We start from the raw sequence: 20730 nt of genomic DNA on the forward strand, positions 1-20730 counted from the left end.
GTCCTTCGTGGATCAACGCCTGGGACGAGCGACCCTGTCCCCGATCCCCATTCGACGGACAGAACGCCGTGGCGCGCCTTCCCCCAGGCCGTCCCGTCCGCCCGCCACTCGGGCCTCGGCCCCGGTGACCGGGGTTACCAGAGGCGCCGGAGGTGGCAATGGGGTGCGCGAACCTAACAATAGCGACATCTAGCGTCTAGCCCCTACCGATCCGCCTAAAGCACTCCGTCTCGCTGCAGCAGGGATTCCTAGAAGCGAAGGACCGGCTTGACGGCGGCGCCGGAGACGATGTCGCCGGCCGCCCGCTGGATCTCCTCGAACTTGTAATGCTTGATCAGCCGGTCGATCGGCAGCCGGCCGTCGGACACCAGCTCCGCGAGTACCGGGATCAGCGACTCGGTCTCGCTGTCACCCAGGGTCAGGCCCACCACCCGGCGGCCCGGGAGCATGAAGTTGACGTCCACGGGGACGGTGGAGCCGAACGGCGGGGCACCGACCAGGACCGCGGTACCGCGGGCGGCCAGGACGCCGACTGCGGCGCTCGCGACCGTCACGTTGCCCGTCGTCTCGACCACGCCGTCGGCGCCCCGGCCGCCGGTGATCTCGCCGATGGCCTCGGCGAGGTCGGCCGTGGTGGTGTCGACGGTGTGGGTGGCGCCGAGCTCGGCGGCCAGCTCCAGACGGGCGGGAACCCGGTCCACGGCGATGACGCGGGTGGCCGGGGTGAGCCGGGCCGCCATGATCGCGGACAGGCCGACCGCACCCGCGCCGGTCACGACGAGGGTGGCGCCGGGGCGGGGGTGCAGGACATTCCACACCGCCCCGGCGCCGGTCTGCACGCCGCAGCCGAGGGGCGCCAGCAGGTCGAGCGGCGCGCCGGCGGGCAGCTTGACCAGGCTGCGCTCGTCCACCAGGGCATGCCTGGCGAAGCAGGACTGGCCGAAGAAGTGCCCGCCGAGTGCCGCGCCGTCCCTGGTCACGGTGGGCGAGCCGTCGGCGCGGGCGCCGCCGAGCAGGTTCAGCGGCAGCCAGGCCGCGCAGTAGGCGGGGTGCCCGTCGCGGCAGTTGGCGCATCTGCCGCACGAGGTGAAGGAGAGCAGCACCTGGTCGCCGGGACGGACGCGCGTCACCGCCGAGCCGACCTCCTCGACGACGCCCGCGCCCTCGTGGCCCAGGACGCCGGGCAACGGGAACGGCAGCGCGCCGGCGGCGACGCCCAGATCGGTATGGCAGAGCCCGGCGGCGACCATCCGGACCAGGACCTCGTCCGGGCGCGGGTCGGCCAGCTCGACCTGGGTCAGGTGGAAGCCCTCGCCCGCGGATTCGACGACGGCCGCTGCTGTGGTGGTGGTCATGACATACCTTTCACAGGGCGATGACGACGGACTTGACCTTGGTGTACGACTCCAGCGCCTCGGGCCCGTACTCGCGCCCGTACCCGGACTGCTTGACGCCGCCGAAAGGGATCGCCGGGTCGAGCATCGCCCAGTCGTTCACCCAGACGATGCCCGCCTCCAGCCGGGCCGCCACGCGGTGGGCGCGGGCCAGGTCCGTGGTCTGCAGGCCCGCCGCGAGCCCGTACGGCGTGCCGTTGGCCAGCTCCACGGCCTCGTCCTCGGTGTCGAAGGGCTGGACGGTCAGGACGGGGCCGAAGATCTCCTCCTGTACGACCCGGGAGTCGTCGGCCAGGCCGGCGATGATCGTCGGCCGGTAGTAGTAGCCGCCGCCGAGTTCCAGGCGCTCGCCTCCGGTGACGACCTGGCCGCCCTGGTCACGGGCGAGCCGTACGTACCGCTCGACCTTGGCGAGATGCCGCTCGGCGGCCATGGGGCCCACGACGGTCGCCGGGTCGAAGGGGTCGCCGACCGGCACTCCGCCGACAGCGCCCGCCAGGATCCCCAGGACGGTGTCGTACAGGGAGCGGTGGACGAGCAGGCGCGGCGCGCCCATGCAGAACTGGCCGGTGTTGAACACGAAGCCCTTGATCACCGAGCCGATCGCCTTGTCCAGGTCGGCGTCCTCGAACACGATCTGCGCGGCGTTGCCGCCGAGCTCCATCGTGACGGGCTTGAGCGCCTGCCCCGCCGTGGCGGCCGCGTGCCGTCCGATCTCGGTCGAACCGGTGAAGGCGATCTTGTCGATCCCGGGATGGCGCAGCAGCGCCTCGCCGGCCTGCCCGCCGCCGGTGACCACGTTCAGCACGCCGTCGGGCACGCCGGCCTCGGCCAGGATCTCGGCCATGAGCAGGGCGCTGAGCGGCGTGTCCTCGGCGGGCTTGTGCACCACGGCGTTGCCGGCGGCGAGCGCCGGGGCGATCTTCGCGCTGCTGAGGATCAGCGGGAAGTTGAAGGGCGTGATCGCGCCGACCACGCCGAGCGGCTCGCGACTCGTGTAGGCGTGCGAGGGGATCGGAATCTGCCGGGTCGCCCCCTGGAGGGTCTGCGCCAGTCCCGAGTAGTACTCGTAGATCTCGGCGGTCGTGGCGACGTCGACGGCGCGGCACAGGCTCACCGGCTTGCCGACGTCGAGGCTCTCGACCGCGACGAGCTCGTCCTCCCGCCGCCTGACGATGTCGGCGACGCGGTGCAGCACGCGGGCCCGCTCGCGGCCGGACATCCGCGCCCACGGGCCGAACGCCCGGCGCCCGGCCGTGACGGCGGCGTCCACGTCGGCGGCGTCGGCCTCGGCGACGGTGGTGACGACCTTCCCGGTGGACGGGTCGATGACGTCCCTGCGGCCCTTGGCGTTCGCCTCGCACCACTGGCCGTCGATGAACAGCTTGCCCGGCTCGACGTGCGGTCGGCTCACGGCCGGGACGTCCTGGAGCCCGGAGTCGGTCATAGCCCGCTCGCTTTCCCGGCGCGATCGCGCGCCGCACCGTGATGTTCCTGGTCATGCCAGGTTTCCTGATCGCCGGACGGCACCATCCGGCCCGCCCCCGCACTGACCTGGTCGCGCAGCCTCGGCTTCTGGATCTTGCCCGAGCCGGTCCTCGGCAGGTCGTCGACCAGGGTGACCTGGCCGGGGATCTTGTACTTGGCCAGCCGGGAACGGAGGAACCGGCACAGCTCCTCGCCCGTGACCGCCTGCCCGGGGCGGACCACCACGAACGCGTGGCCGCTCTCGCCCCATATCTCGTCCGGCACGCCGATCACCGCCGCCTCGGCCACCGCCGGATGCTCGAAGAGGGACGCCTCCACCTCTGCGGGATAGACGTTCTCGCCGCCGGAGATGTACATGTCCTTGACCCGGTCGACGATGTACAGGTGGCCGTCCTCGTCGCGGGTGGCGAGGTCGCCGGAGCGGAACCAGCCGCCCTTGACGAAGGCCGCGGCCGTGGCCGCCGGATCGTCCCAGTAGCCGGGGGTGACGTTCGGGCCCTGGATGAGGACCTCGCCGGGCTCGCCGGGCAGGGTGTCGGTGAGGTCGGGCCGCACGACCCGGACGTCGGCGAACAACACGGGCACGCCCGCCGAGCCGGCCCTGCGCTCACTCTGGCCGGCCTCCAGGAAGGTCGCCCCGGGCGAGGTCTCCGTCAGCCCGTACCCCTGGCAGAACACCAGCCCCCGCTCCTGGTAGGCGCGGATCAGGGCGGGCGGCACCGCCGCTCCCCCGGCCATCAGCGTACGTACCGAGGACAGGTCCGCGCCGCTCCAGCGGGGCGAGCGGGCGAGCGCGGCGAACATCGTGGTGACCCCGAACATCCACGTGACGCCGTGTTTCTCGATGAGGTCGTAGCACCCGTCCACGTCCCACGCCGGCATGACGACCGAGCGGCCGCCCTTGGCGAAGGTGGGCAGCAGCGTCTGGTTCAGCGCCGCGACGTGGAACAGCGGGGCGCTGATCAGCGTCGTCTCGTCGGCGGTGACGTCCACGCCGATCAGCATGTTGAAGGTGTTCCACACCAGGTTGGCATGGCTGAGCATGGCGCCCTTGGGACGGCCGGTGGTGCCCGAGGTGTAGAGGATGAGCGCGATGTCGGCCAGGTCCACCGGCAGGTCGATGGGCGTGGGATCGCCCTGCGCGAGCCAGCTCTCGTAGTCCCGCTCCCCCGGCGCCGCGCCGTCCAGCGCGACGATCTCGCCCAGGGCCGCGCTCTGCCGCAGCTCGCGGACCGCGCCGGCGCACTGCGGCGCGTAGACGAGGGTCTTCGCGCCGCAGTGGCCCAGCATGTAGTCGATCTCGGGCGGGGCGAGCCGGAAGTTCAGCGGGACGAAGATCCCGCCGAGCACGTGCGTCGCGAACATGGTCTCGGCGAACGCGGTGTGGTTCGGGCCGAGGTAGGCGACCCGGTCCCCCGCCCGCACCCCGCCGCGCCGCAGCCGGTCGGCGAGCCTGGTCACCCGTTCATGGACCTCGGCGTACGTCAGCGAGCGATCGCCGAACACGAAGGCGGTACGGTCCGGCGTCATCTGGGCCCGCCGGGCGGGCCAGGCGCCTGTTCCGGCATTCCGCATCGGTGCTCCTCAGGCGTAGTGCCGGTAGACGGCCTGGGCGACGCAGGCGGGCTTGCCCGAACCGTCGATCTCGATGGTGAAGTCCATGAGCATCTGGACACCGTCCCCGGGGACCTCCTCGACCTCGGCGACCTTCCCGGCCAGGCGGATCTTGGCGCCCACCTTGACGGGGCTGGGGAAGCGCACCTTGTTCAGGCCGTAGTTGATGCTCACGGACACGCCCTGGATGTCCAGCAGCTCGTTGAACAGCGGGATGAGCAGGGACAGGGTCAGGTAACCATGCGCGATCGGGCCCCCGAACGGCCCGGCCTTGGCTCGCTCCGGGTCCACATGGATCCACTGGTAGTCGTTCGTGGCGCCGGCGAAGGTGTTCACCCGATCCTGGGTGATCTCCAGCCAGCCGGTGTGGCCGAGGTCCTGGCCGGCGAGCGCCTTCAGCTCCTCCAGGCCGTTCACGGTGATGGTCATGGCTGCTCCTTGGAGGTGAGGCCGAGCAGGCGGGCGGCGTTGTCCTTGAGGATCTTGGGGCGGACCTCGGGCTTGATGTCTAGCTTGGCGAAGTCGGCCAGCCAGCGATCCGGCGTGATGACCGGGTAGTCGGAGCCGAAGAGCACCTTGTCCTGGAGCAGCGTGTTGGCGTAGCGGACGAGCTGCGGCGGGAAGTATTTCGGCGACCAGCCGGACAGGTCGATGTGAACGTAGGGCTTGTGCGTGGCGACCGCGAGCGCCTCGTCCTGCCAGGGGAACGACGGATGCGCCAGGATGATCTTCATATGCGGGAAGTCCACGGCGACGTCGTCGACCAGCATCGGGTTGGAGTACTTCAGCCGGATCCCGCCCCCACCGGGGACGCCCGCGCCGATGCCGGTCTGGCCGGTGTGGAACAGGGCGACCGCACCCGCCTCCTCGATCACCTCGTACAGGGGGTAGGCCATCGGGTCGTTCGGGGCGAAGGCCTGGATGCTGGGGTGGAACTTGAAGCCGCGCACCCCGTGCTCGGCGACCAGGCGGCGGGCCTCGCGGGCGCCCGCCCTGCCCTTCCACGGATCGACGCTGGCGAACGGGATCAGCACGTCCGGATGCTCGGCGCAGCTCTCGGCGATCTCCTCGTTCGAGATGCGGGGATGGCCGGTGGCGTGCTCGGCGTCCACGGTGAACACCACCGCGGCCATCTTCCGCTCCCGGTAGTACGCGGCCAGCTGCGGGATCGTCGGGCGCTCGTGCGAGCCGAAGTACTCGGCGGAGGCGCCGAACAGCGCCGGGCTGAGCGAGCCGTGCCCGTCCCTGGACACCTCGGCGTGGGTGTGGACGTCGATCGCGACGAGCTCGTCGAGGTCCATCTCAGGCCCCCTTGGGAGCGGGGATGCCGTACGTCTCCGGCTCGGCGCCCACCGTGGCGGGCCAGGAGGCGGCGATGGCGTCGGCGCTCCACCCTCCGTCCGCGTACGCCACGGCCTTCTCGGCCGGGTGCGACCAGAGGGCCAGCTTGTCGCCGCCGACGCCGATGGCCTGCCCGGTGACCTCGGCGGAGGCGTCCGAGGCGAGGTAGACGACGAGCCCGGCCACGTCCTCGACCGTCCCGAGGCCCTCGTCCTTGCGCACCCAGTCGGGGTACGGCTCTCCCTTTTCCAGGATGGGGGCGAAGGCGGGGATGGTCTTGGTCATCTCGGTGGCCGCGACCGGCACGACGGCGTTGACCGTGATCTCCGAACGGGCCAGCTCCAGCGCCCAGGTACGGGCCATCGCGACGATCCCGGCCTTGGCGGCGGCGTAGTTGGTCTGGCCGAAGTTCCCGCGCTGGCCGGCCGGAGAGGAGATGAGGATCAGGCGACCGCCCTGCCCCTGCTCGCGCATGCGCACGGCCGCGGCGCGGGCGCAGGTGAACGTGCCGCGCAGGTGCACCTCGACGACCGTGTCGAACTCCTCGTCGGACATCTTCCACAGCACGCGGTCGCGCAGGACGCCCGCGTTGGTGACCATGACGTCCAGTCGGCCGAACTCCTTGACGGCGGTGTCCACCAGCCGCTGGGCGACCTGGGTCCCCCCGACGGCGCCCGCCGCCACGACGGCCCTGCCGCCCTCGGCGGTGATGGCCTCGGCGACCTGACCGGCCGCCTCAGCGTCCACGTCGTTGACGACGACCGCCGCGCCCGCTCGCGCCAGGGCCAGTGCGTACGCCTGACCCAGGCCGCGACCGGCCCCGGTAACAACAGCCACTTTTCCCGACAAATCCACCATGTCACCCCAAGGAAGGACCGCGTTTCCACCAAAGGTAGGGCACTTCAGTGACTTCAGTCAAAGATTTGCCCAACATCAATGCGGCCGAAAAAAGCGGTCGCAATGGGCCCGCATGTCACGGACGTGCGGTCACGGACGTGCGGTCACGGACGTGCGGTCACGGACGTGCGGTCACGGACGTGCGGTCACGGACGTGCGGTCACGGACGTGCGGTCATGAGCGCGCGGGAGATGGCGCGCGCGCTGGTGCGCACCAGCGGGGCGAGCGCGTGGGGCGAGGCGCTGCCGTAGTGGACGACCAGGGACACCGCCGCGACGACCTCGCCCTCGGGGCCGTGGATCGGCGCCGCCACCGACACGGCGTCCATGGTCACCTGCCGGTCGCTGATGGCGTAACCGCGGGCGCGGGTGTCGGCGAGCGCGGCGCGCACCAGGTGCGGCGTCGTCATGGTGCGTTCGGTATAGCGTTTGATCGGCCCTGACAGCACCTGTTCCCGCACGTCGTCCGGGGCGTGGGCGAGCAGGACGAGTCCGACGCCGGTCGCGGTGAGCGCGAAGCGGCCGCCGACCCGGGTGAGCACCGGGACGGCCTTGCTGCCCGCGATCCGCTCGACGAACACGACCTCGGTGCCCTCCCGTACGGCCAGTTGCACGTTCTCCCGGGTGACCTGCGACAGATCCTCGAGGTAGGGCAGGGCGGCCTCACGCAGGCCGAGGCCGCGCGGCGCGAGCGAACCGATCTCCCACAGGCGCAGGCCGATGTGGTAGCAACCGGCCTGGTCCCGCTCCAGCGCGCCCCAGGCCACCAGGTCGGCGGCCAGCCGGTGCACGGTGGAGACCGGCAGCCCGGCGTACCGGGACAGCTCGCTGAGCGTCAGCGCCCGCCGGTCGGGCGTGAACGCGCCGAGGATCTGCAGCGCGCGTGCCACCACAGGCCCGGTCCGTTCGGCCGTCGGCATCGGTGGCTCCCGCGGTGGTGTCAGAGTTCGAGGACGAGTCTCGGGCAGGCGGCGCGGGAGACGCACAGGAACATGGTGTCGTGGGCCGCCCGCTCTTCAGGGGTGAGCAGCGAGTCGCGATGGTCGACCGTGCCGGCGAGCACGGTGGTCTCGCAGGTGCCGCACGTCCCCTCACGACATGAGGATAGAACCTGTACACCCGCCTCCTCCACGACCTCGAGCACCGACCGCTCCGGTGGGACGGTGAGCGTGCGGCCGGTGAGGGCCAGCTCGACCTCGAACGACGCCGTTCGTACGGGAGCGCCGGGGTCTTTGGGCGAGAAGCGTTCGACGTGCAGGGGGCGGTTCGCGCAGCGGCGCTCGACGGCCTCCAGCAGCGGGGCCGGCCCGCAGCAGTAGACGAGGGTCTCGGGTGGGGTGCGTTCCAGGATGGCGTCGAGGTCGAGCAGGCCGTGTTCGGACTGGGGTCGCAGGGTCACCCGGTCGCCGTGGCGGGCGCGCAGCTCGCCGGCGAACGCCATCGACGCGGCCGTACGACCTCCGTAGACGAGCTCCCACCCCGTGCCGGCGGCGGCGATCATCGGCAGGATGGGGGTGATCCCGATCCCTCCGGCGATGAACAGGTAGCGGGGCGCTGGGTGGAGCGGGAAGTGGTTGCGCGGCCCGCGGACCAGGACCGCCGTGCCGGGGTGGAGTTCGTCGTGGACGTACGCCGAGCCGCCCCGCCCGGCGGGCTCGCGCAGGACGGCGATCCGCCAGGTCGTGCGCTCGGCCGGGTCGCCGCACAGCGAGTACTGGCGTACGAGGTCGCCGCCGAGAACGAGATCGACATGCGCGCCGGGCGTCCACTCGGGCAACTCGGCGCCGGCGGGGTCACGCAGGTCCAGGACGACGACGCCTTCGGCCGCCTGGCCGCGCGCGTGCACGACCAGCTTGCGCTCGGTCATCGCGCCGCTCCCATCGTGCCTTGCGCGGTCAGCTTGCGCTCGGTCATCGCGCCGCTCCCTCAATGGCCTGCGCCGTATGGCCGACCGGGTGGGCGAGCAGCCACTCCCACACCTCGATCGGGCCCTCGGCGACCTGCGTGGCGCCGCAGTGGCAACTGCCCTCCAGCAGGTCGCTGCCGGGCAGCCACACCACCCTCAGCACCTCGCGGCCGGTGAGCATGCGGTGGGGTGCCATGCCGGTCACACCCGGCTGCCCGTGCTCTGCCCGGCCTGGCGGGCGAGCATCCGCCGCGCCGCCAGCCCGCCGGTGTCGATGTTGATCGACAGTTCCTGGTAGCCGGGGGGTTCGGTCGCGATCACCTGTTCCAGCACGTCGAGCGCGGCCACGTCCTGGAGCACCACCGTACGGTTCTGCTCGGCCAGGAAGTCCGACACGCCTTGGTCGTCGAGGGCGAAGTCGCGGGCCACGGCCCAGAAGTCGTGGGTGGTGTGCTCGGTCTCCGGCGTGATGGCGTACACGACCTCGACGTGGAAGGCGTCCGGGTCGCTGCCGTCGCCGCGGGGCAGCACGCCGGGCGGCGCGATGCGCGAGTGCAGCTTGTACAGGCACGGCGGCGTGTACTCGATGTCCTGCCAGCGCATGATCCGCCCGGTCAGCCCGGTGGACTTGGCGTAGAACGGCGGGCACTCGGCGTCGTCCATGTGCCGGCTGACGTAGACGATCCCGGCCTGCTCGTCCACCTCGGTGGTGATCGGCGTGGAGGCGACCTCCGGGGTGCCGATGTAGCCGCCGTGCAGGTACGTCTCGTGCGAGAGATCGAGCAGGTTGTCCACCAGCAGCCCGAACCGCGCCTTCAGCGGCTCCATCCCGGACACCGTGGTGTACCCGGGCGAGACCAGCCACGGCGCCCGCGGGACGCTCGTGGCATCGGCCTTGGCCGGGTCGCCGATCCAGACCCAGACGAACGAGTCCTGCTCCACGGCCGGGTAGCTAGTCAACCGCGCCGTCCGGGGCACCCGCGTCTGGCCGGGGACGGCGACGCAACCGCCGTCGGCGCCGTAGGTGAACCCGTGGTAGCCGCACACCACCTGGTCGTCCACCACCCGGCTCGGCGCCTGGGACAGCGGGAAGCGCCGGTGCACGCAGCGGTCGGACATGGCGGTGACGGTCCCGGCGCGCGTGCGCCAGAACAGGATCGGCTCACCGCACACGGTGCGCCCGAACGGCTCCTGGCCGATCTCGCGCCCGTACGCGGCGACGTACCACTGATCGCGGGGAATGCTCGACATCGGCCGGCTCCTTCGGTAGGACGAGTGAGACCGATGGTGACCTCCGTCATACCGGCGGCGGAATGCCGTTTCCCGGATGCCGGAAAGCCAACTACTGGGACGGGGCTCTTCTACGTTCGCCCTTGACCAAGCCCTCCTCCCGGAAGACCATTAAGAAATCCGAGAAAGATTACGAAGGGATCAAGCAAATGAAGCTACGTTTCCTCGGCACCACCTCCGACGGCGGCGCATGCCCGACGCTGTACGAAACCGATCGCGGCACGATTGTCGTCCAGGGGGACAAGGTCACCGACCCGGAGGCGCTGGCCGCGTTGCGTGCCCGCGGCCTGCCTGACCACGAGACCGCTGTCGAGGTGCGTCCCGAGCTCCTCCGCTTCGCGAAGCTCGACGAGGGCGGAGCATGACGCTCGTCACGGGATCCGACTTCAACGCCCTGTTCGCCGCGTTCAAGCGTTCGGCGTTCCGGTTGGAGGGCCGGGACAGGTACTACGCCCCTGATGAGCAGGAGCGCCTCAGGAGGTTCCTCGCCGGCGAGGACTACGACGTCGCATCGCGGCTGGCCGCCCCGTGGTGGCAGATGATCCGCGAGGCCACCACCGCAGGCGGCAAACGTGTTCAGCGGGTTCGGGTAGTGACCGAACCGCTCGGCGACTACAGCCGGTATGCGCTGGCCGGGGCCCGCATCAACATCAAGGGCGGAGAGGACATCCGCTACATGGCTCGCGACAAAGCCATCTCGCTCGGCCTGCCCGAGCATGACTTCTGGCTGTTCGACGAGAGGCTCGTCTCCTGGTTGCATTTCGACGACCATGACACCTTGCTGGGCGCTGAACTGGTGGAAGATCCTGACGTCTTGAAGCAACACCTGCAGTGGCAGGCGACGGCGTGGCAGCACGCCACTCCGTACGACGACTACATCCGATAGAAAGCAGCACGTGTCCGACGTCGACCAAGTACGCACCGCCCTAGGCCGCCGACTCCGCGGCCTCCGTACCGGCGCCAGTCTGTCCGGCAAGAGTCTCGCGGAGTCACTCGGTTGGCCATCGTCGAAGATCTCCAAGATCGAGCACGGCAAGCAGACCCCGACCGCTGAGGACATCACCGCATGGGCGCGAGCCTGCGGCGCAGAGGACGCCGCAAGCGAACTACTCAGCCTGCTCGGCAACCTTGAGACGCTGTACGCCGAATGGCAACGGATCCTACGCGCCGGTACCGGCAAGCGGCAGCAGACCTATCAGGAGATCGAAGCGAGCACCCGCACACTGCGGGTCTTCGAGTCGCTGCTGATTCCCGGCCTGCTGCAGACGCCGGATTATGCGCGGGCCAGGCTGGCCGAGAACATCGAGCTATGCGGCGGTGTCAACGACCTGGACGAGGGCGTACGGCAACGGATGCGCCGACAGGAGATCCTCTACGATTCCAGTCGCCGGTTCTATTTCGTCCTGTCGGAGGCGGCGCTGCGGACTCTGCTGTGCCCACCGCAGGTGATGGCTGGACAGCTCGAACGGCTGATCGCCTTGTCGCTGTCGCAGACGCTGAAGGTGGGGGTCATACCCTTCAGCACAGTCCTGCCGATCAGCCCGAAGCATGGTTTCTGGATCTACGATGACCGGCTCGCCATAGCGGAGACGGTGACCGCCGAATTGCATCTCACCCAGCCCGACGAGATCGAGCATTATCGGCGCGTTTTCGACGCCATCTCAGGAGTGGCTCACTACGGCAGCGACGCGCGGCAGATCATCACCAAGGCTCTGAGCGATCTCACTGCTACTTTGAGCTAGAGATCTTGAAGAAATATTGAGCAATTTTCTTCACATGCAGGCTGGCCGTCTTTAGCGTCCTAGGCATGGCCCTCCCCTACGCCCCAGCCTGCGCAGCAACTCGGCGACCGCACGTTCCTCGTCACGCATCTGGCCACTGGCCGCACACGTTCAGCAGCGACCGACTGGCAAGCGCTGATCGTGGGGACTGGACTCGCCATCGCGCAGACATGGCGGCAAGCCGTCGGGGGCCGTTGATGACGGCGAGCCATCGTAGAAACGTCCAGCACGCCTGGGCCGCCTCCTCGCCCGCACGCCCCGCTACCGGACTCGGCCCTGCCAGCGCCGGAACCGGCAGAGCCCGGCCGGGGACCACAACCACCGCTCGCGGTCTTCGGCCCCACCCCCGCCTGGAGCGCCATCGCGTCGCTCTCCAGGCGTTCAATAGGCGCGGCGGCGACACCGTCCCAGGCGTTGCCGCCGCGCCGCCGCCCCGCAAGACTCCCGCCCCGCGGCCCATTGCCAGGCCCAAGCCGGTCTCCCTGCCGTGGATCACGCCCCTGCGGAAGCTACCCTTCCGGACGGGCGACCGGCCATGACGACCGTCGAGGCGCCATACATCACCCCCGCAGCGCCGAAAAGATCGACTTCGGGGTTGTCCTGGCGCGCTACGACGGCGCGACGGACGGTCGCAGGCTGTCTTACCCGGCGCCCGTCGCCGGCGACTGGCTGATGGGAGTCCTGTGGGCTCGCCAAGAAGACCACGGACACGGCACCCCTCTATGGGATCAGGTGCACACCCTGCGACAGCGAGAGTGCATGCTGAACGCCCTGTGCCAAGTGTGCAAAGGAACCGCGCGGGAGTTGTCCAGCGGGCGCCTGTGGTGGGTCTTCCCCCGACCAGCGCCCTCCGCGTCCTTGTACGTCACCAAGCCCGCGACGTGCGTCGGGTGCATCCCGAAAGCGATCGCGTCATGCCCGCGCCTGCGCATCGAGGCGCACGTGTACACATCCGGCAAGGAGTACGAGCCGTACGGCGTGCTGGGCGACGTCCTCACCTTGCACGCCGACCGAGCGCCTCGGCTCACCCGCAATCAGGACGTTCCACTGGACGCCTTCCACCGCCTCGAATACACGCTCGCGCGGGCCCTGACCGTACACCTGCGAGATCTGCGCCGCGAGGTGCCCTCCTAGACAACCGGTGCCGCTTCCTGTTCGGTCGCGGACGCCGGGCGGGTGGCCTCACCTCAGAGCTGGAGGACTCCGGGCCGACTCTGGTAGCCACCAGCACCGCAAGCCTGCTACTCAGGCGGGACCTGTGGTGTAGTTGCAGCGTCAGGCTTTCGGTGGCTGTATCCAACGATCATGCTCGGTACCAGGCTGGACATTACTGTCGCAGGTTACTGGCGGGGTAGGTCGGCCGGTCACTCGCACTGGCACTCGCGGCCGCGGCCTGCCTGACGGCGGCGAGCGCCAGGCAGCTGGCGGTGAGAAGCGCCAGTGCGAGTTGACCGTCGGGTCGGAGCAAGCAGGGTCTGATCGGTCGTGTCAGACCCGTCGCATGACGTGCAGCAGGTATTCCTTGCGGTCCAGCGGGTTATGGTCGGTGCGCGGCCGGGCCGGGACCGCGCCGGAGACGGGCTGGTAGCGGTCGAAGGCCGACTCCAGCACGCCTTCGCCGCGGGTCAGCGCGGGCAACTGCTGGTGCAGCTCGTGTACGCGCGCCGCCGGGATGTCCCCCTCGACCAGGCAGGACGCGCCCCGCATGGCCGGTGTGCGGGGGACAGCGCGCAGCCGGGCCAGTTCCGGCAGCACGGTGCCGATCGTGTCGGCCGGGACTTCCAGCGTGAAGCGGTGCATCGGCTCGTGCACGCTGGTGCCGGCCTGCCTCAGCGCGTTCATCAGGACCAGCGGCGTCAGGTGGCGGAAGTCCGCGCCGGTGCTCGACATGCTCTTGTCGAAGATGGCGTGGGAGTGGCTCTGCCGGGGCGAATAGCCGGAGTGCGTCATGATGACCGTGCAGTCGGTGACCTGCCATCCGTACAGGCCCTGGTTCAGGGTCTCCCGTACGGTGTCCTCGACCGCCTTGTGGAAGGCCAGCGGGAGCGCCCCCGGCGAGACCGCCAGCCGGTATCGCACGCCGGTGCCGATCGGGGCGGGCTCGACGCGCAGCCCGACGGTGGCCAGGAACGGGTTGGGCGCCTTGCCGTTGAACTCGGCCGCCGCGCCGGTGCCGATCGGCCGTTCGACGCAGATCGTGGTCGTCTCGCGGAAGGCGACCTTGAGGCCGAAGTCGGTGGCCAGCGTCGCCTGGATGACCTCTTTCTGCACCTCGCCGTAGAGCGAGACGGAGATCTCCTGCCGGAGGTCGTCCTGGCGCAGGTCGATCAGCGGGTCCTGCTCGGCGAGCTGGGCGAGCGCGACGCGCAGGGCGCCCAGCTCGGCGGGGCTCGCCGGGACGACGACGGTCTCCAGGGTGGGCGGGGCGAAGTGGTGGCGGCCGGGGCTCTGGCGCGGTTCGCCGATCGGGTCGCCGATCTGGATGTCGGCCAGGCCCCACAGCTTGCCGATCTGTCCGGCCGCGACCGAGGAGCGCTGGACGTCGGCGCCCCGGTCGAACACGCTCAGCGCGGTGACCTTTTCCTTGTCACGGGTCCCGCCTTCCTTGTCACGGGTCCCGCCGCCGGACCGCAGCCGGTCCCGTACGCGTACCGTCCCGGAGAACATCCGGACATAGGCGATCTTCTCCCCCGCCGGGCCACGTTCGACCTTGAAGACCGTGCCCGAGACGGGGTCGCCGGGCTCGCCTCGGGACGCGGCGGGCAGCAGTTCCACGATGCCGGAGGTCAGCGCGTCCACACCCGCGCCGGTGATCGCCGAGCCGAAGAACACCGGGTGCGCCAGGGCCCGCCCGGTCTGCGCCGCGAGCTCGCCGCGCAGCCGCCGGTAGGAGACGGCCGTCTCGTCGTGGACGTACGCGGCCAGAAAGGCGTCGTCCTGATCGGCCAGCACCTCGGCCAGCCGCGCGGCGAAGGCGTCGTCGGCAGGCCCGAACGGTGCGAAGGCGGCATCGCGGGTGCCCAGGTCACGCGCCGAGCCCATCGCCACGATCGCGGGCGTCAGCTTCTCGGCGATGGCCCGCAGCAGCGCCTCGTCCTGGGCGCCACGGCGGTCGATCTTGTTGACGAACAGCAGGGTCGGGATCCGCAGCCGCTGCAGCGTACGCATCAGCACGCGGGTCTGGGCCTGCACCCCCTCCACCGCGGAGATGACCAGCACGGCGCCGTCGAGCACGCTCAGCACGCGTTCGACCTCGGCGATGAAGTCGGGGTGGCCGGGCGTGTCGATCAGGTTGACCGTGACGTCGCCGATGACGAAGGAGACGACGGCGGACTTGATCGTGATGCCGCGCTGCCGTTCCAGGGCGAGGGAGTCGGTCTGGGTGCTGCCGTCGTCGACGCTGCCGATCTCGTCGATGACCCCGGCGGCGTAGAGCAGCCGCTCGGTCAGGCTGGTCTTACCGGCGTCTACATGCGCCAAGATCCCCAAGTTCAACGTTCGCATCAAGCGTTCTGTCCTCTAGATAGCTGGCATTTGCCTTGAAGGGGGACAAGAACGCTGCACGCATTTCATGCTCCTGGGTCGGCGGACAGATGCCGGGAGTACAACAGACGGCCGCCGGACAGGGCAACCGATTTTGCCGCCGCCCGGGCGGAGTGGCGTAACGGCGAAAGCACGCGTATCGAAGGGACCATGGACGTTTCCCTCGTAGTGAGCCTCGCCAGCGCGATCGCGGCGGTGGCGGCGGTCGCGCTGTCGATACGGCAGGCCCGCGCGGTGTCACGGCACGCCCTGCTGCCCGTGGTGCTGGGGACCTTCCAGGAGGCGCGCAGCACCGAATGGTTCGAGGCCCGTGATTTCATCGTCCAGCGGCTGGCCGCCGACCATCCGCCGGACGGCGGGATCACGGGCCTGCCGGAACCGGCCCGCGCCGCGGTGCGGAAGGTCGGGTTCCTGTTCGACAACGCCGGGCTGCTCATCGCCCATCGGACGGTGCCGGAAGACCTGGTCCTCAGCTTCTTCGGCGAGAGCATCCCGGAGTTCTGGCGGATCCTGCAGCCCTACATCCGCAAGGAGGCCGAGCTCAGGGGCATGGGCTACATGGTCTTCTTCGAGGACCTCGCGGCCCGCGCGCGGGCCCGCCCGGCCGCCGACATCCGCCGGGAGCTCGGGCTGCGCCGGGTGGAACAGCCACCGGTCCGGATGTCCCCACCAGAGGCGACCTGAACGTCCGGGACTGGCGCCGGGACCGCGATGCCGCGATCAACCGGCCGAGGCGGCGGCATGGCAGGCGCCGTACCCGTCGGCCCGGGTCACGATCCGCCCGGACGCCACGCGTACCGCCGTCTCGGTGGCGTCGCTGACCGCCGGCACGCCCGCCGCCGCCGCGAGCGCCCCCGACTCGTCGCACACCACCCGCGGCCGCGGCAACGCCGCCGCCGGGAAAGCCTGACGCAGGCAGGTACGCAGGTCGGCGATCACCAGCCGGGCCAGCGGCGCCAGCTCGTCCACCACCCCCGTGACCAGCACGATCGTGACCTCGGCCGCCGGCGCGGCGGCGCGCACCGCCTCCTCCGCCGCCGACAACCGGTGCAGCCCGAGCACCGCCACCACCCCGTCGCCGGCGAACTCCACCGGCTCGCCTCGGACCAGATCCACCGCCACCGGCGGCGCCCACCGCTCATCGACCACCCGCGCCTGCGGCACGATCGACGGCTGCGGCCACCGGTCATCCAGATCCAGCTCCGCCAGCTGCTCACACGCGCTGACCACGTTGAACGGGTCCACGAAACCGGGCGCCACGGCCGCCAGCTGGCTCGCGCCGTGCAGCATCGTCAGCGCCATCTCCGCCACCCGCACCTGCCGGCCGGCGGACGGGCGCAACCGTTCCAGAGCCAGCCCGAGCAGCATCGCGTCGAACATCATCAGCTGCGCGAACGGCCGGCGCATCCGCTCGTCCGCGCCGACCTCCGGCATCAGATCCATCCCGAGCCGGCCGGCACCGTACTGATCGTCGGTGGCCAGGGGCAGCCGCGTCACCCACGCGCGCGCGAACGCGCCGAGCGCCTCCGCCACGGTCAGGCCCGGCTCCGGGTGCGGCGGCTCGGGGGCGCGCTCGGCCAGGTCGGCCAGCATCGCGAAGTACAGCGCCCGCTTGCCGGGGAAGTTGGAGTAGACGGCGCCCCGCGTGAGCTCCGCCCGCTCGGCGATGCTGTCGATCTTCGCGTCCCGGAAACCGTGCTCGGCGAACTCGTCCTTGGCCGCGGCCAGCACCTTGGCACGGTTGCGCTCCTGCGTCTCTGCCCTGGTGAGCCGGCCCATCGTCCTCCTCGTCCCGGCGTTTGCCGTGCATCGGCAACCAAGATACCGTGACCATTCGTATGATGGGATCATCTGATCTGAACATCCGAAATCGCAGGAGGATGCATGACCAGCGACGTTCCGCAGATCGACCTCACCGACCCCGGCGTGTCCCGCGACCCCTTCACCGCCTACGGCCGCGCCCGCGAGCTGGCTCCCATCGCCCGCGTGGGCGCCCCCGGCTTCGGCCCCATGTGGGTCGTGACCCGGCATGCCGACATCAGGACGATGCTCGCCGATCCCCGATTCGAGATCAGAACCGACAGCTTCATGCGCCCCGACGTCCCCGAAGACTGCCTCCCCTACATGCGCACCATGTCCGAGATGAACGGCACCGAACACCTGCGACTACGCCGGCTCGCCGCACCCGCCTTCACCGCCCGCCGCGCCGCCGACTTCGCCCCGCGCATCGCCTCCATCGTCGAAGCCCTCCTCGACGACCTGCCCGGCCACGGCCCCGTCGACCTGATGACGCGCTTCGCCCGGCCACTGCCCATGGACGTCATCTGCGAGCTCGTCGGCATCCCCGCGGCCGACCGCCTCCGATGGCGCGAGTACGGCGCCACCGTCGTCACCAACGTCGGTCCCGCCTTCGCCGCCGCCATCCCGGCCATCATCGAAGGCGCCAAGGCGGCCGTCGCCCGCCGAAGGGCGGAACCCGCCGACGACCTGATCTCCGACCTCATCCAAGCTCAGGAGGAGAACGGCGACCGGCTCAGTGACACCGAACTCGTCACCCTCATCTGGCACCTCGTCATGGCCGGCCAGACACCCACCAACCTCATCGCCAACGCCGTCGAGGCCCTGCTCACCCACCCCGGCCAGCTCGCCGCACTGCGCGCCGACCCCGGCCTCATGCCCCGCGCCGTCGAGGAGCTCATCCGCTGGTGCGGCCCCGCCCTGCTGACGATCCCCCGCTACGCCCGCGAGGACGTCGAGCTCTGCGGCACCCCCATAGCCAAGGGCGAGGCCGTCACCGCCTCCGTCGCCGCCGCCCACCGCGACCCCCGCGCCTACACCGACCCCGACCGCTTCGACATCACCCGGCCCGCCGGACAACCCGGGCACCTCGGTTTCGCCCACGGGCCGCACTTCTGCATCGGCTCCTCCCTCGCCCGCGTACAGACCGAAGTCGCCCTCGCGGCCCTGCTCCGCCGCTACCCCGGCCTCGCCCTCGCCGAGCCCGCGCCGCGCGCCCCCGACCCCGGCACCTGGCGCCTGTCCTCCCTGACCGTCACCCTCTGATCATCGAGGAGCTACCTCAGTGGTCCGCGACCAGCCGACATGCACGTTCTGCAGGAAGACCCAGCAGCAGGTCCGCAAGCTCATCGCGGGGCCCGCCGGAATCTGCATCTGCGACGAATGCATCGAGCTCTGCAACGAACTCATCGACGCCGACGAGCACGCCCCGCCCCACGACCTGCCCACGCCACGAGACATGCACGCACGTCTCGACCACTACGTCATCGGCCAGGACGCCGCCAAGAGAACGCTCGCCGTCGCCGTCTACAACCACTACAAACGCATCCGGCACACCGAGGACATCGAACTCGGCAAGTCCAACATCCTGCTCATCGGCCCCACTGGCAGCGGCAAGACCCACCTCGCCCAGACCCTGGCCAGAATGCTCGACGTGCCCTTCGCCATCGCCGACGCCACCGCGCTCACAGAGGCCGGCTACGTCGGCGAAGACGTCGAGACCATCCTCCTCAAACTCATCCAGGCGGCCGGCGACGACATCGCCAAAGCCGAAACAGGCATCATCTACCTCGACGAAATCGACAAGATCACCCGCAAGAGCGACAACCCGTCCATCACCCGCGACGTCTCAGGCGAAGGCGTCCAGCAGGCACTGCTCACAATCCTGGAGGGCACCACCATCAGCGTCGCGCCCCAAGGCGGCCGCAAACACCCCCACCAGGAAGTCATCCAGATCGACACCACCAACGTGCTGTTCATCGCGGGCGGCGCCTTCACCGGCCTCGACCACATCATCGAGCGACGCACCGGCCACAACAGCAGCGGCTTCCGCACTCCCCGGAAAACCGACCTCCATCCCCACACCACCCCCGCCGACCTGCTGACCTTCGGCCTCATCCCCGAACTCGTCGGCCGGCTACCGGTGATCTCCACCCTCCAGCCGCTGGACCGGACCGCGCTCATCCGGATCCTCACCGAACCACGCAACGCGGTCGTCAAGCAGTATCAGCGGCTCTTCGAACTCGACGGAATCGACCTCGCATTCACCGAGGAAGCCCTCGCCGCCATCGCCGACCAGGCGCTCGCCCGCCGCACCGGCGCCAGAGCCGTCCGCGCCATTCTCGAAGAAGTGCTGCTCAACCTCATGTACGAAATGCCGACGCGCGACGACGTGGCCAGGATCGTCATCGACCGCGACACCGTGCTCGGCAACGTCAACCCGACCCTGGTGCCCCGCGACCACCCCGACCGGCGACCGGAACGCCACGACAGGTCCGCCTGACACCTCACCCGCCGACGAAGGCCAGCGCCTGCTGCAGATTGTGCTCGGCGATCCCCCGCATGGCCTCCCGCCCCGGAAAATCCCCCTCGATCAACCGCAGCGGCCCGGCCACCAGCGACAGGCGCATCGCCAGCGTGTAGAACGACATCCGCCGCTCATCCAGCCCGTCCCAGCTCAGCCGTCCATAATCCGCGCCGAACCGCAGCCGCAGAAACGCGTGCTCCCATTCGATGTCGAAGTACATCAGTCCCTCGATGTCGATCAGCACCGGCCACCCGGCGCTGTCCACCAGGACATGATCCGGCCCCAGCTCCCCATGGACCAGCGCGTGCGCCGACCGCGGCCGCACACCCGCCGCCAGCTCCCGGAGCACCCCCTCCAGCCGATCACGAGCGGCCGCGAGCCGCGCGTCCCGGACAGCGCCCTCCTCGAGATCAACGAGCGCGCGTTCGAAGACCAGTTGCTCACACGACCGGCCCGTGGAGATTCCGCCCCCGTCGACCAGGGCCACTTTGCCGAAACCTGGCCCCGCGTGAGCCCGCATCACCTCGAGCATCTCGGCCAGCCGCGCCATGACCGGCTCCGCCGCCGCCGGATCGCGCTGGAGCAATGCCTCCAGCGTCCCGCCCGGCATGTCCTCGACCACCGCGACATCAGCCGGATACAGCTCCCTGCCCCGGTCGGCCAGATGGATCCGCGGCACCCGGACCCCGGCCGCGTCCAGACGCCGATGAGCGGCCTCGAACAGCTCCAGACCGGAAGCGGGCGAGAACGGGTCCGCGTGATCCTCGACCTGGAGACCGGGCCAGTAATTCTCGGCCGCGTCCCAGATGTAGGCGATGGCGGTCGAACCATCGTCGAGAACGAGCCGGTACACACCCTTCTTGGTGCCGCCCCGAAGGCGCAGCACATCGACCAGCCGGTGCTCAGCGCCCAGCGCCGCCCGCACCACACCCGTCAACTGCTCGCGCACGGCGAACCTGCGTTCCACGCATCCCCCAACGCTTGATGGGCAACTGTCAGGTGTGGGACGGTAACACGGGGTATATGACACCTGGCCCGCTTCGCCGCGAAATCCACCGGCGAAGGGCCTGGCGCGACTCGGTGACTTCAGAGAGGTTGGAATAGACGCCCGATATGCGGCTGTTGCTATCCGGGTGGCGTAATCGCCACAGAT

At 70.2% G+C, this 20730-nt stretch carries 20 protein-coding genes; 7 read left to right on the forward strand and 13 right to left on the reverse strand.

Going from position 1 to position 20730, the window contains the following annotated elements; translation table 11 throughout:
• Nucleotides 1–248: 248 nt before the first annotated feature.
• The 10 genes from AB0F17_RS48875 to AB0F17_RS48920 form a co-directional block, all read right to left on the reverse strand.
• The gene (locus AB0F17_RS48875) at nt 249–1355 is read right to left on the reverse strand and encodes an NAD(P)-dependent alcohol dehydrogenase (protein ID WP_358038289.1); all 1107 of its coding nucleotides are present in this window, start codon (nt 1353–1355) and stop codon (nt 249–251) included.
• A gap of 10 nt (nt 1356–1365) precedes the next feature.
• Nucleotides 1366–2841 carry an aldehyde dehydrogenase family protein gene (locus tag AB0F17_RS48880; RefSeq protein WP_358038292.1) on the reverse strand — a complete coding sequence of 492 codons (1476 nt, stop codon included), beginning with the start codon at nt 2839–2841 and terminating at the stop codon, nt 1366–1368.
• Nucleotides 2838–4457, reverse strand: a complete 1620-nt coding sequence (locus AB0F17_RS48885; protein WP_358038295.1) for a long-chain fatty acid--CoA ligase — start codon at nt 4455–4457, stop codon at nt 2838–2840. Before AB0F17_RS48885 ends, AB0F17_RS48880 begins: the two co-directional genes overlap by 4 nt.
• A 9-nt stretch (nt 4458–4466) precedes the next feature.
• Nucleotides 4467–4925, reverse strand: a complete 459-nt coding sequence (locus tag AB0F17_RS48890; RefSeq protein WP_358038298.1) for a MaoC family dehydratase — start codon at nt 4923–4925, stop codon at nt 4467–4469.
• Nucleotides 4922–5797, reverse strand: a complete 876-nt coding sequence (locus AB0F17_RS48895; RefSeq protein ID WP_358038301.1) for an amidohydrolase family protein — start codon at nt 5795–5797, stop codon at nt 4922–4924. The genes AB0F17_RS48890 and AB0F17_RS48895 overlap by 4 nt, the downstream gene beginning before the upstream one ends.
• Before the next feature lies 1 nt (nt 5798).
• Complete coding sequence (locus AB0F17_RS48900) at nt 5799–6674, reverse strand: SDR family oxidoreductase (RefSeq protein WP_358038304.1); 876 nt, start codon at nt 6672–6674, stop codon at nt 5799–5801.
• Nucleotides 6675–6894: 220 nt separating this feature from the next.
• Entirely contained in the window at nt 6895–7653 is a 759-nt protein-coding gene (locus tag AB0F17_RS48905; RefSeq protein ID WP_358038307.1) for an IclR family transcriptional regulator, read from the reverse strand.
• Nucleotides 7654–7673: 20 nt separating this feature from the next.
• On the reverse strand, nt 7674–8600 hold the full coding sequence (locus tag AB0F17_RS48910) for a PDR/VanB family oxidoreductase (RefSeq protein WP_358038310.1): 927 nt from the start codon (nt 8598–8600) through the stop codon (nt 7674–7676).
• 43 nt (nt 8601–8643) lie between these two features.
• Entirely contained in the window at nt 8644–8835 is a 192-nt protein-coding gene (locus tag AB0F17_RS48915) for a hypothetical protein (protein ID WP_358038313.1), read from the reverse strand.
• A 5-nt stretch (nt 8836–8840) separates the two neighbouring features.
• Nucleotides 8841–9890: an aromatic ring-hydroxylating dioxygenase subunit alpha gene (locus tag AB0F17_RS48920; RefSeq protein ID WP_358038316.1), complete on the reverse strand. Its 1050-nt coding sequence runs from the start codon at nt 9888–9890 to the stop codon at nt 8841–8843.
• A gap of 188 nt (nt 9891–10078) precedes the next feature.
• On the opposite strand from AB0F17_RS48920, the gene AB0F17_RS48925 reads away from it, so the two are divergent.
• From AB0F17_RS48925 to AB0F17_RS48940, 4 genes are all read left to right on the forward strand, one after another.
• Nucleotides 10079–10294, forward strand: a complete 216-nt coding sequence (locus AB0F17_RS48925; protein WP_358038319.1) for a hypothetical protein — start codon at nt 10079–10081, stop codon at nt 10292–10294.
• Complete coding sequence (locus AB0F17_RS48930; protein ID WP_358038322.1) at nt 10291–10815, forward strand: DUF6879 family protein; 525 nt, start codon at nt 10291–10293, stop codon at nt 10813–10815. The genes AB0F17_RS48925 and AB0F17_RS48930 overlap by 4 nt, the downstream gene beginning before the upstream one ends.
• Before the next feature lie 10 nt (nt 10816–10825).
• Nucleotides 10826–11671, forward strand: coding sequence for a helix-turn-helix transcriptional regulator (locus AB0F17_RS48935; RefSeq protein WP_358038325.1), 846 nt, complete (start codon nt 10826–10828; stop codon nt 11669–11671).
• 798 nt (nt 11672–12469) lie between these two features.
• A complete protein-coding gene (locus AB0F17_RS48940; protein ID WP_358038328.1) occupies nt 12470–12844 on the forward strand; it encodes a hypothetical protein in 375 nt (124 codons plus the stop codon).
• A gap of 354 nt (nt 12845–13198) precedes the next feature.
• Here AB0F17_RS48940 and AB0F17_RS48945 read toward each other — a convergent pair whose 3' ends face one another.
• A complete protein-coding gene (locus tag AB0F17_RS48945) occupies nt 13199–15214 on the reverse strand; it encodes a translation factor GTPase family protein (protein ID WP_358038331.1) in 2016 nt (671 codons plus the stop codon).
• A gap of 189 nt (nt 15215–15403) precedes the next feature.
• On the opposite strand from AB0F17_RS48945, the gene AB0F17_RS48950 reads away from it, so the two are divergent.
• Entirely contained in the window at nt 15404–15937 is a 534-nt protein-coding gene (locus tag AB0F17_RS48950; RefSeq protein WP_358038334.1) for a hypothetical protein, read from the forward strand.
• A gap of 36 nt (nt 15938–15973) precedes the next feature.
• Here AB0F17_RS48950 and AB0F17_RS48955 read toward each other — a convergent pair whose 3' ends face one another.
• On the reverse strand, nt 15974–17032 hold the full coding sequence (locus tag AB0F17_RS48955; protein ID WP_358038337.1) for a TetR/AcrR family transcriptional regulator: 1059 nt from the start codon (nt 17030–17032) through the stop codon (nt 15974–15976).
• Nucleotides 17033–17137: 105 nt separating this feature from the next.
• Here AB0F17_RS48955 and AB0F17_RS48960 point away from each other — a divergent pair, with 105 nt between their 5' ends.
• Nucleotides 17138–18316 (forward strand): cytochrome P450, encoded by a 1179-nt coding sequence (locus tag AB0F17_RS48960; RefSeq protein ID WP_358038340.1) that lies wholly within the window; start codon nt 17138–17140, stop codon nt 18314–18316.
• Between the two features lie 19 nt (nt 18317–18335).
• Nucleotides 18336–19553 carry an ATP-dependent Clp protease ATP-binding subunit ClpX gene (gene clpX / locus AB0F17_RS48965; RefSeq protein WP_358038343.1) on the forward strand — a complete coding sequence of 406 codons (1218 nt, stop codon included), beginning with the start codon at nt 18336–18338 and terminating at the stop codon, nt 19551–19553.
• Between the two features lie 4 nt (nt 19554–19557).
• Here clpX and AB0F17_RS48970 read toward each other — a convergent pair whose 3' ends face one another.
• Nucleotides 19558–20544 (reverse strand): phosphotransferase, encoded by a 987-nt coding sequence (locus AB0F17_RS48970; protein ID WP_358038346.1) that lies wholly within the window; start codon nt 20542–20544, stop codon nt 19558–19560.
• Nucleotides 20545–20730: the final 186 nt, after the last annotated feature.

This window comes from Nonomuraea sp. NPDC026600 (assembly GCF_040638335.1).
Lineage (GTDB): Bacteria > Actinomycetota > Actinomycetes > Streptosporangiales > Streptosporangiaceae > Nonomuraea.

Bases quoted from the DNA above. Each gene is read 5' to 3' on its own strand.
- AB0F17_RS48875 (WP_358038289.1), bottom strand. From the start codon at position 1,355: ATGACCACCACCACAGCAGCGGCCGTCGTCGAATCCGCGGGCGAGGGC.
- AB0F17_RS48880 (WP_358038292.1), bottom strand. From the start codon at position 2,841: ATGACCGACTCCGGGCTCCAGGACGTCCCGGCCGTGAGCCGACCGCAC.
- AB0F17_RS48885 (WP_358038295.1), bottom strand. From the start codon at position 4,457: ATGCGGAATGCCGGAACAGGCGCCTGGCCCGCCCGGCGGGCCCAGATG.
- AB0F17_RS48890 (WP_358038298.1), bottom strand. From the start codon at position 4,925: ATGACCATCACCGTGAACGGCCTGGAGGAGCTGAAGGCGCTCGCCGGC.
- AB0F17_RS48895 (WP_358038301.1), bottom strand. From the start codon at position 5,797: ATGGACCTCGACGAGCTCGTCGCGATCGACGTCCACACCCACGCCGAG.
- AB0F17_RS48905 (WP_358038307.1), bottom strand. From the start codon at position 7,653: ATGCCGACGGCCGAACGGACCGGGCCTGTGGTGGCACGCGCGCTGCAG.
- AB0F17_RS48910 (WP_358038310.1), bottom strand. From the start codon at position 8,600: ATGACCGAGCGCAAGCTGGTCGTGCACGCGCGCGGCCAGGCGGCCGAA.
- AB0F17_RS48915 (WP_358038313.1), bottom strand. From the start codon at position 8,835: ATGGCACCCCACCGCATGCTCACCGGCCGCGAGGTGCTGAGGGTGGTG.
- AB0F17_RS48920 (WP_358038316.1), bottom strand. From the start codon at position 9,890: ATGTCGAGCATTCCCCGCGATCAGTGGTACGTCGCCGCGTACGGGCGC.
- AB0F17_RS48925 (WP_358038319.1), top strand. From the start codon at position 10,079: ATGAAGCTACGTTTCCTCGGCACCACCTCCGACGGCGGCGCATGCCCG.
- AB0F17_RS48930 (WP_358038322.1), top strand. From the start codon at position 10,291: ATGACGCTCGTCACGGGATCCGACTTCAACGCCCTGTTCGCCGCGTTC.
- AB0F17_RS48940 (WP_358038328.1), top strand. From the start codon at position 12,470: ATGCTGAACGCCCTGTGCCAAGTGTGCAAAGGAACCGCGCGGGAGTTG.
- AB0F17_RS48945 (WP_358038331.1), bottom strand. From the start codon at position 15,214: ATGCGAACGTTGAACTTGGGGATCTTGGCGCATGTAGACGCCGGTAAG.
- AB0F17_RS48950 (WP_358038334.1), top strand. From the start codon at position 15,404: ATGGACGTTTCCCTCGTAGTGAGCCTCGCCAGCGCGATCGCGGCGGTG.
- AB0F17_RS48955 (WP_358038337.1), bottom strand. From the start codon at position 17,032: ATGGGCCGGCTCACCAGGGCAGAGACGCAGGAGCGCAACCGTGCCAAG.
- AB0F17_RS48960 (WP_358038340.1), top strand. From the start codon at position 17,138: ATGACCAGCGACGTTCCGCAGATCGACCTCACCGACCCCGGCGTGTCC.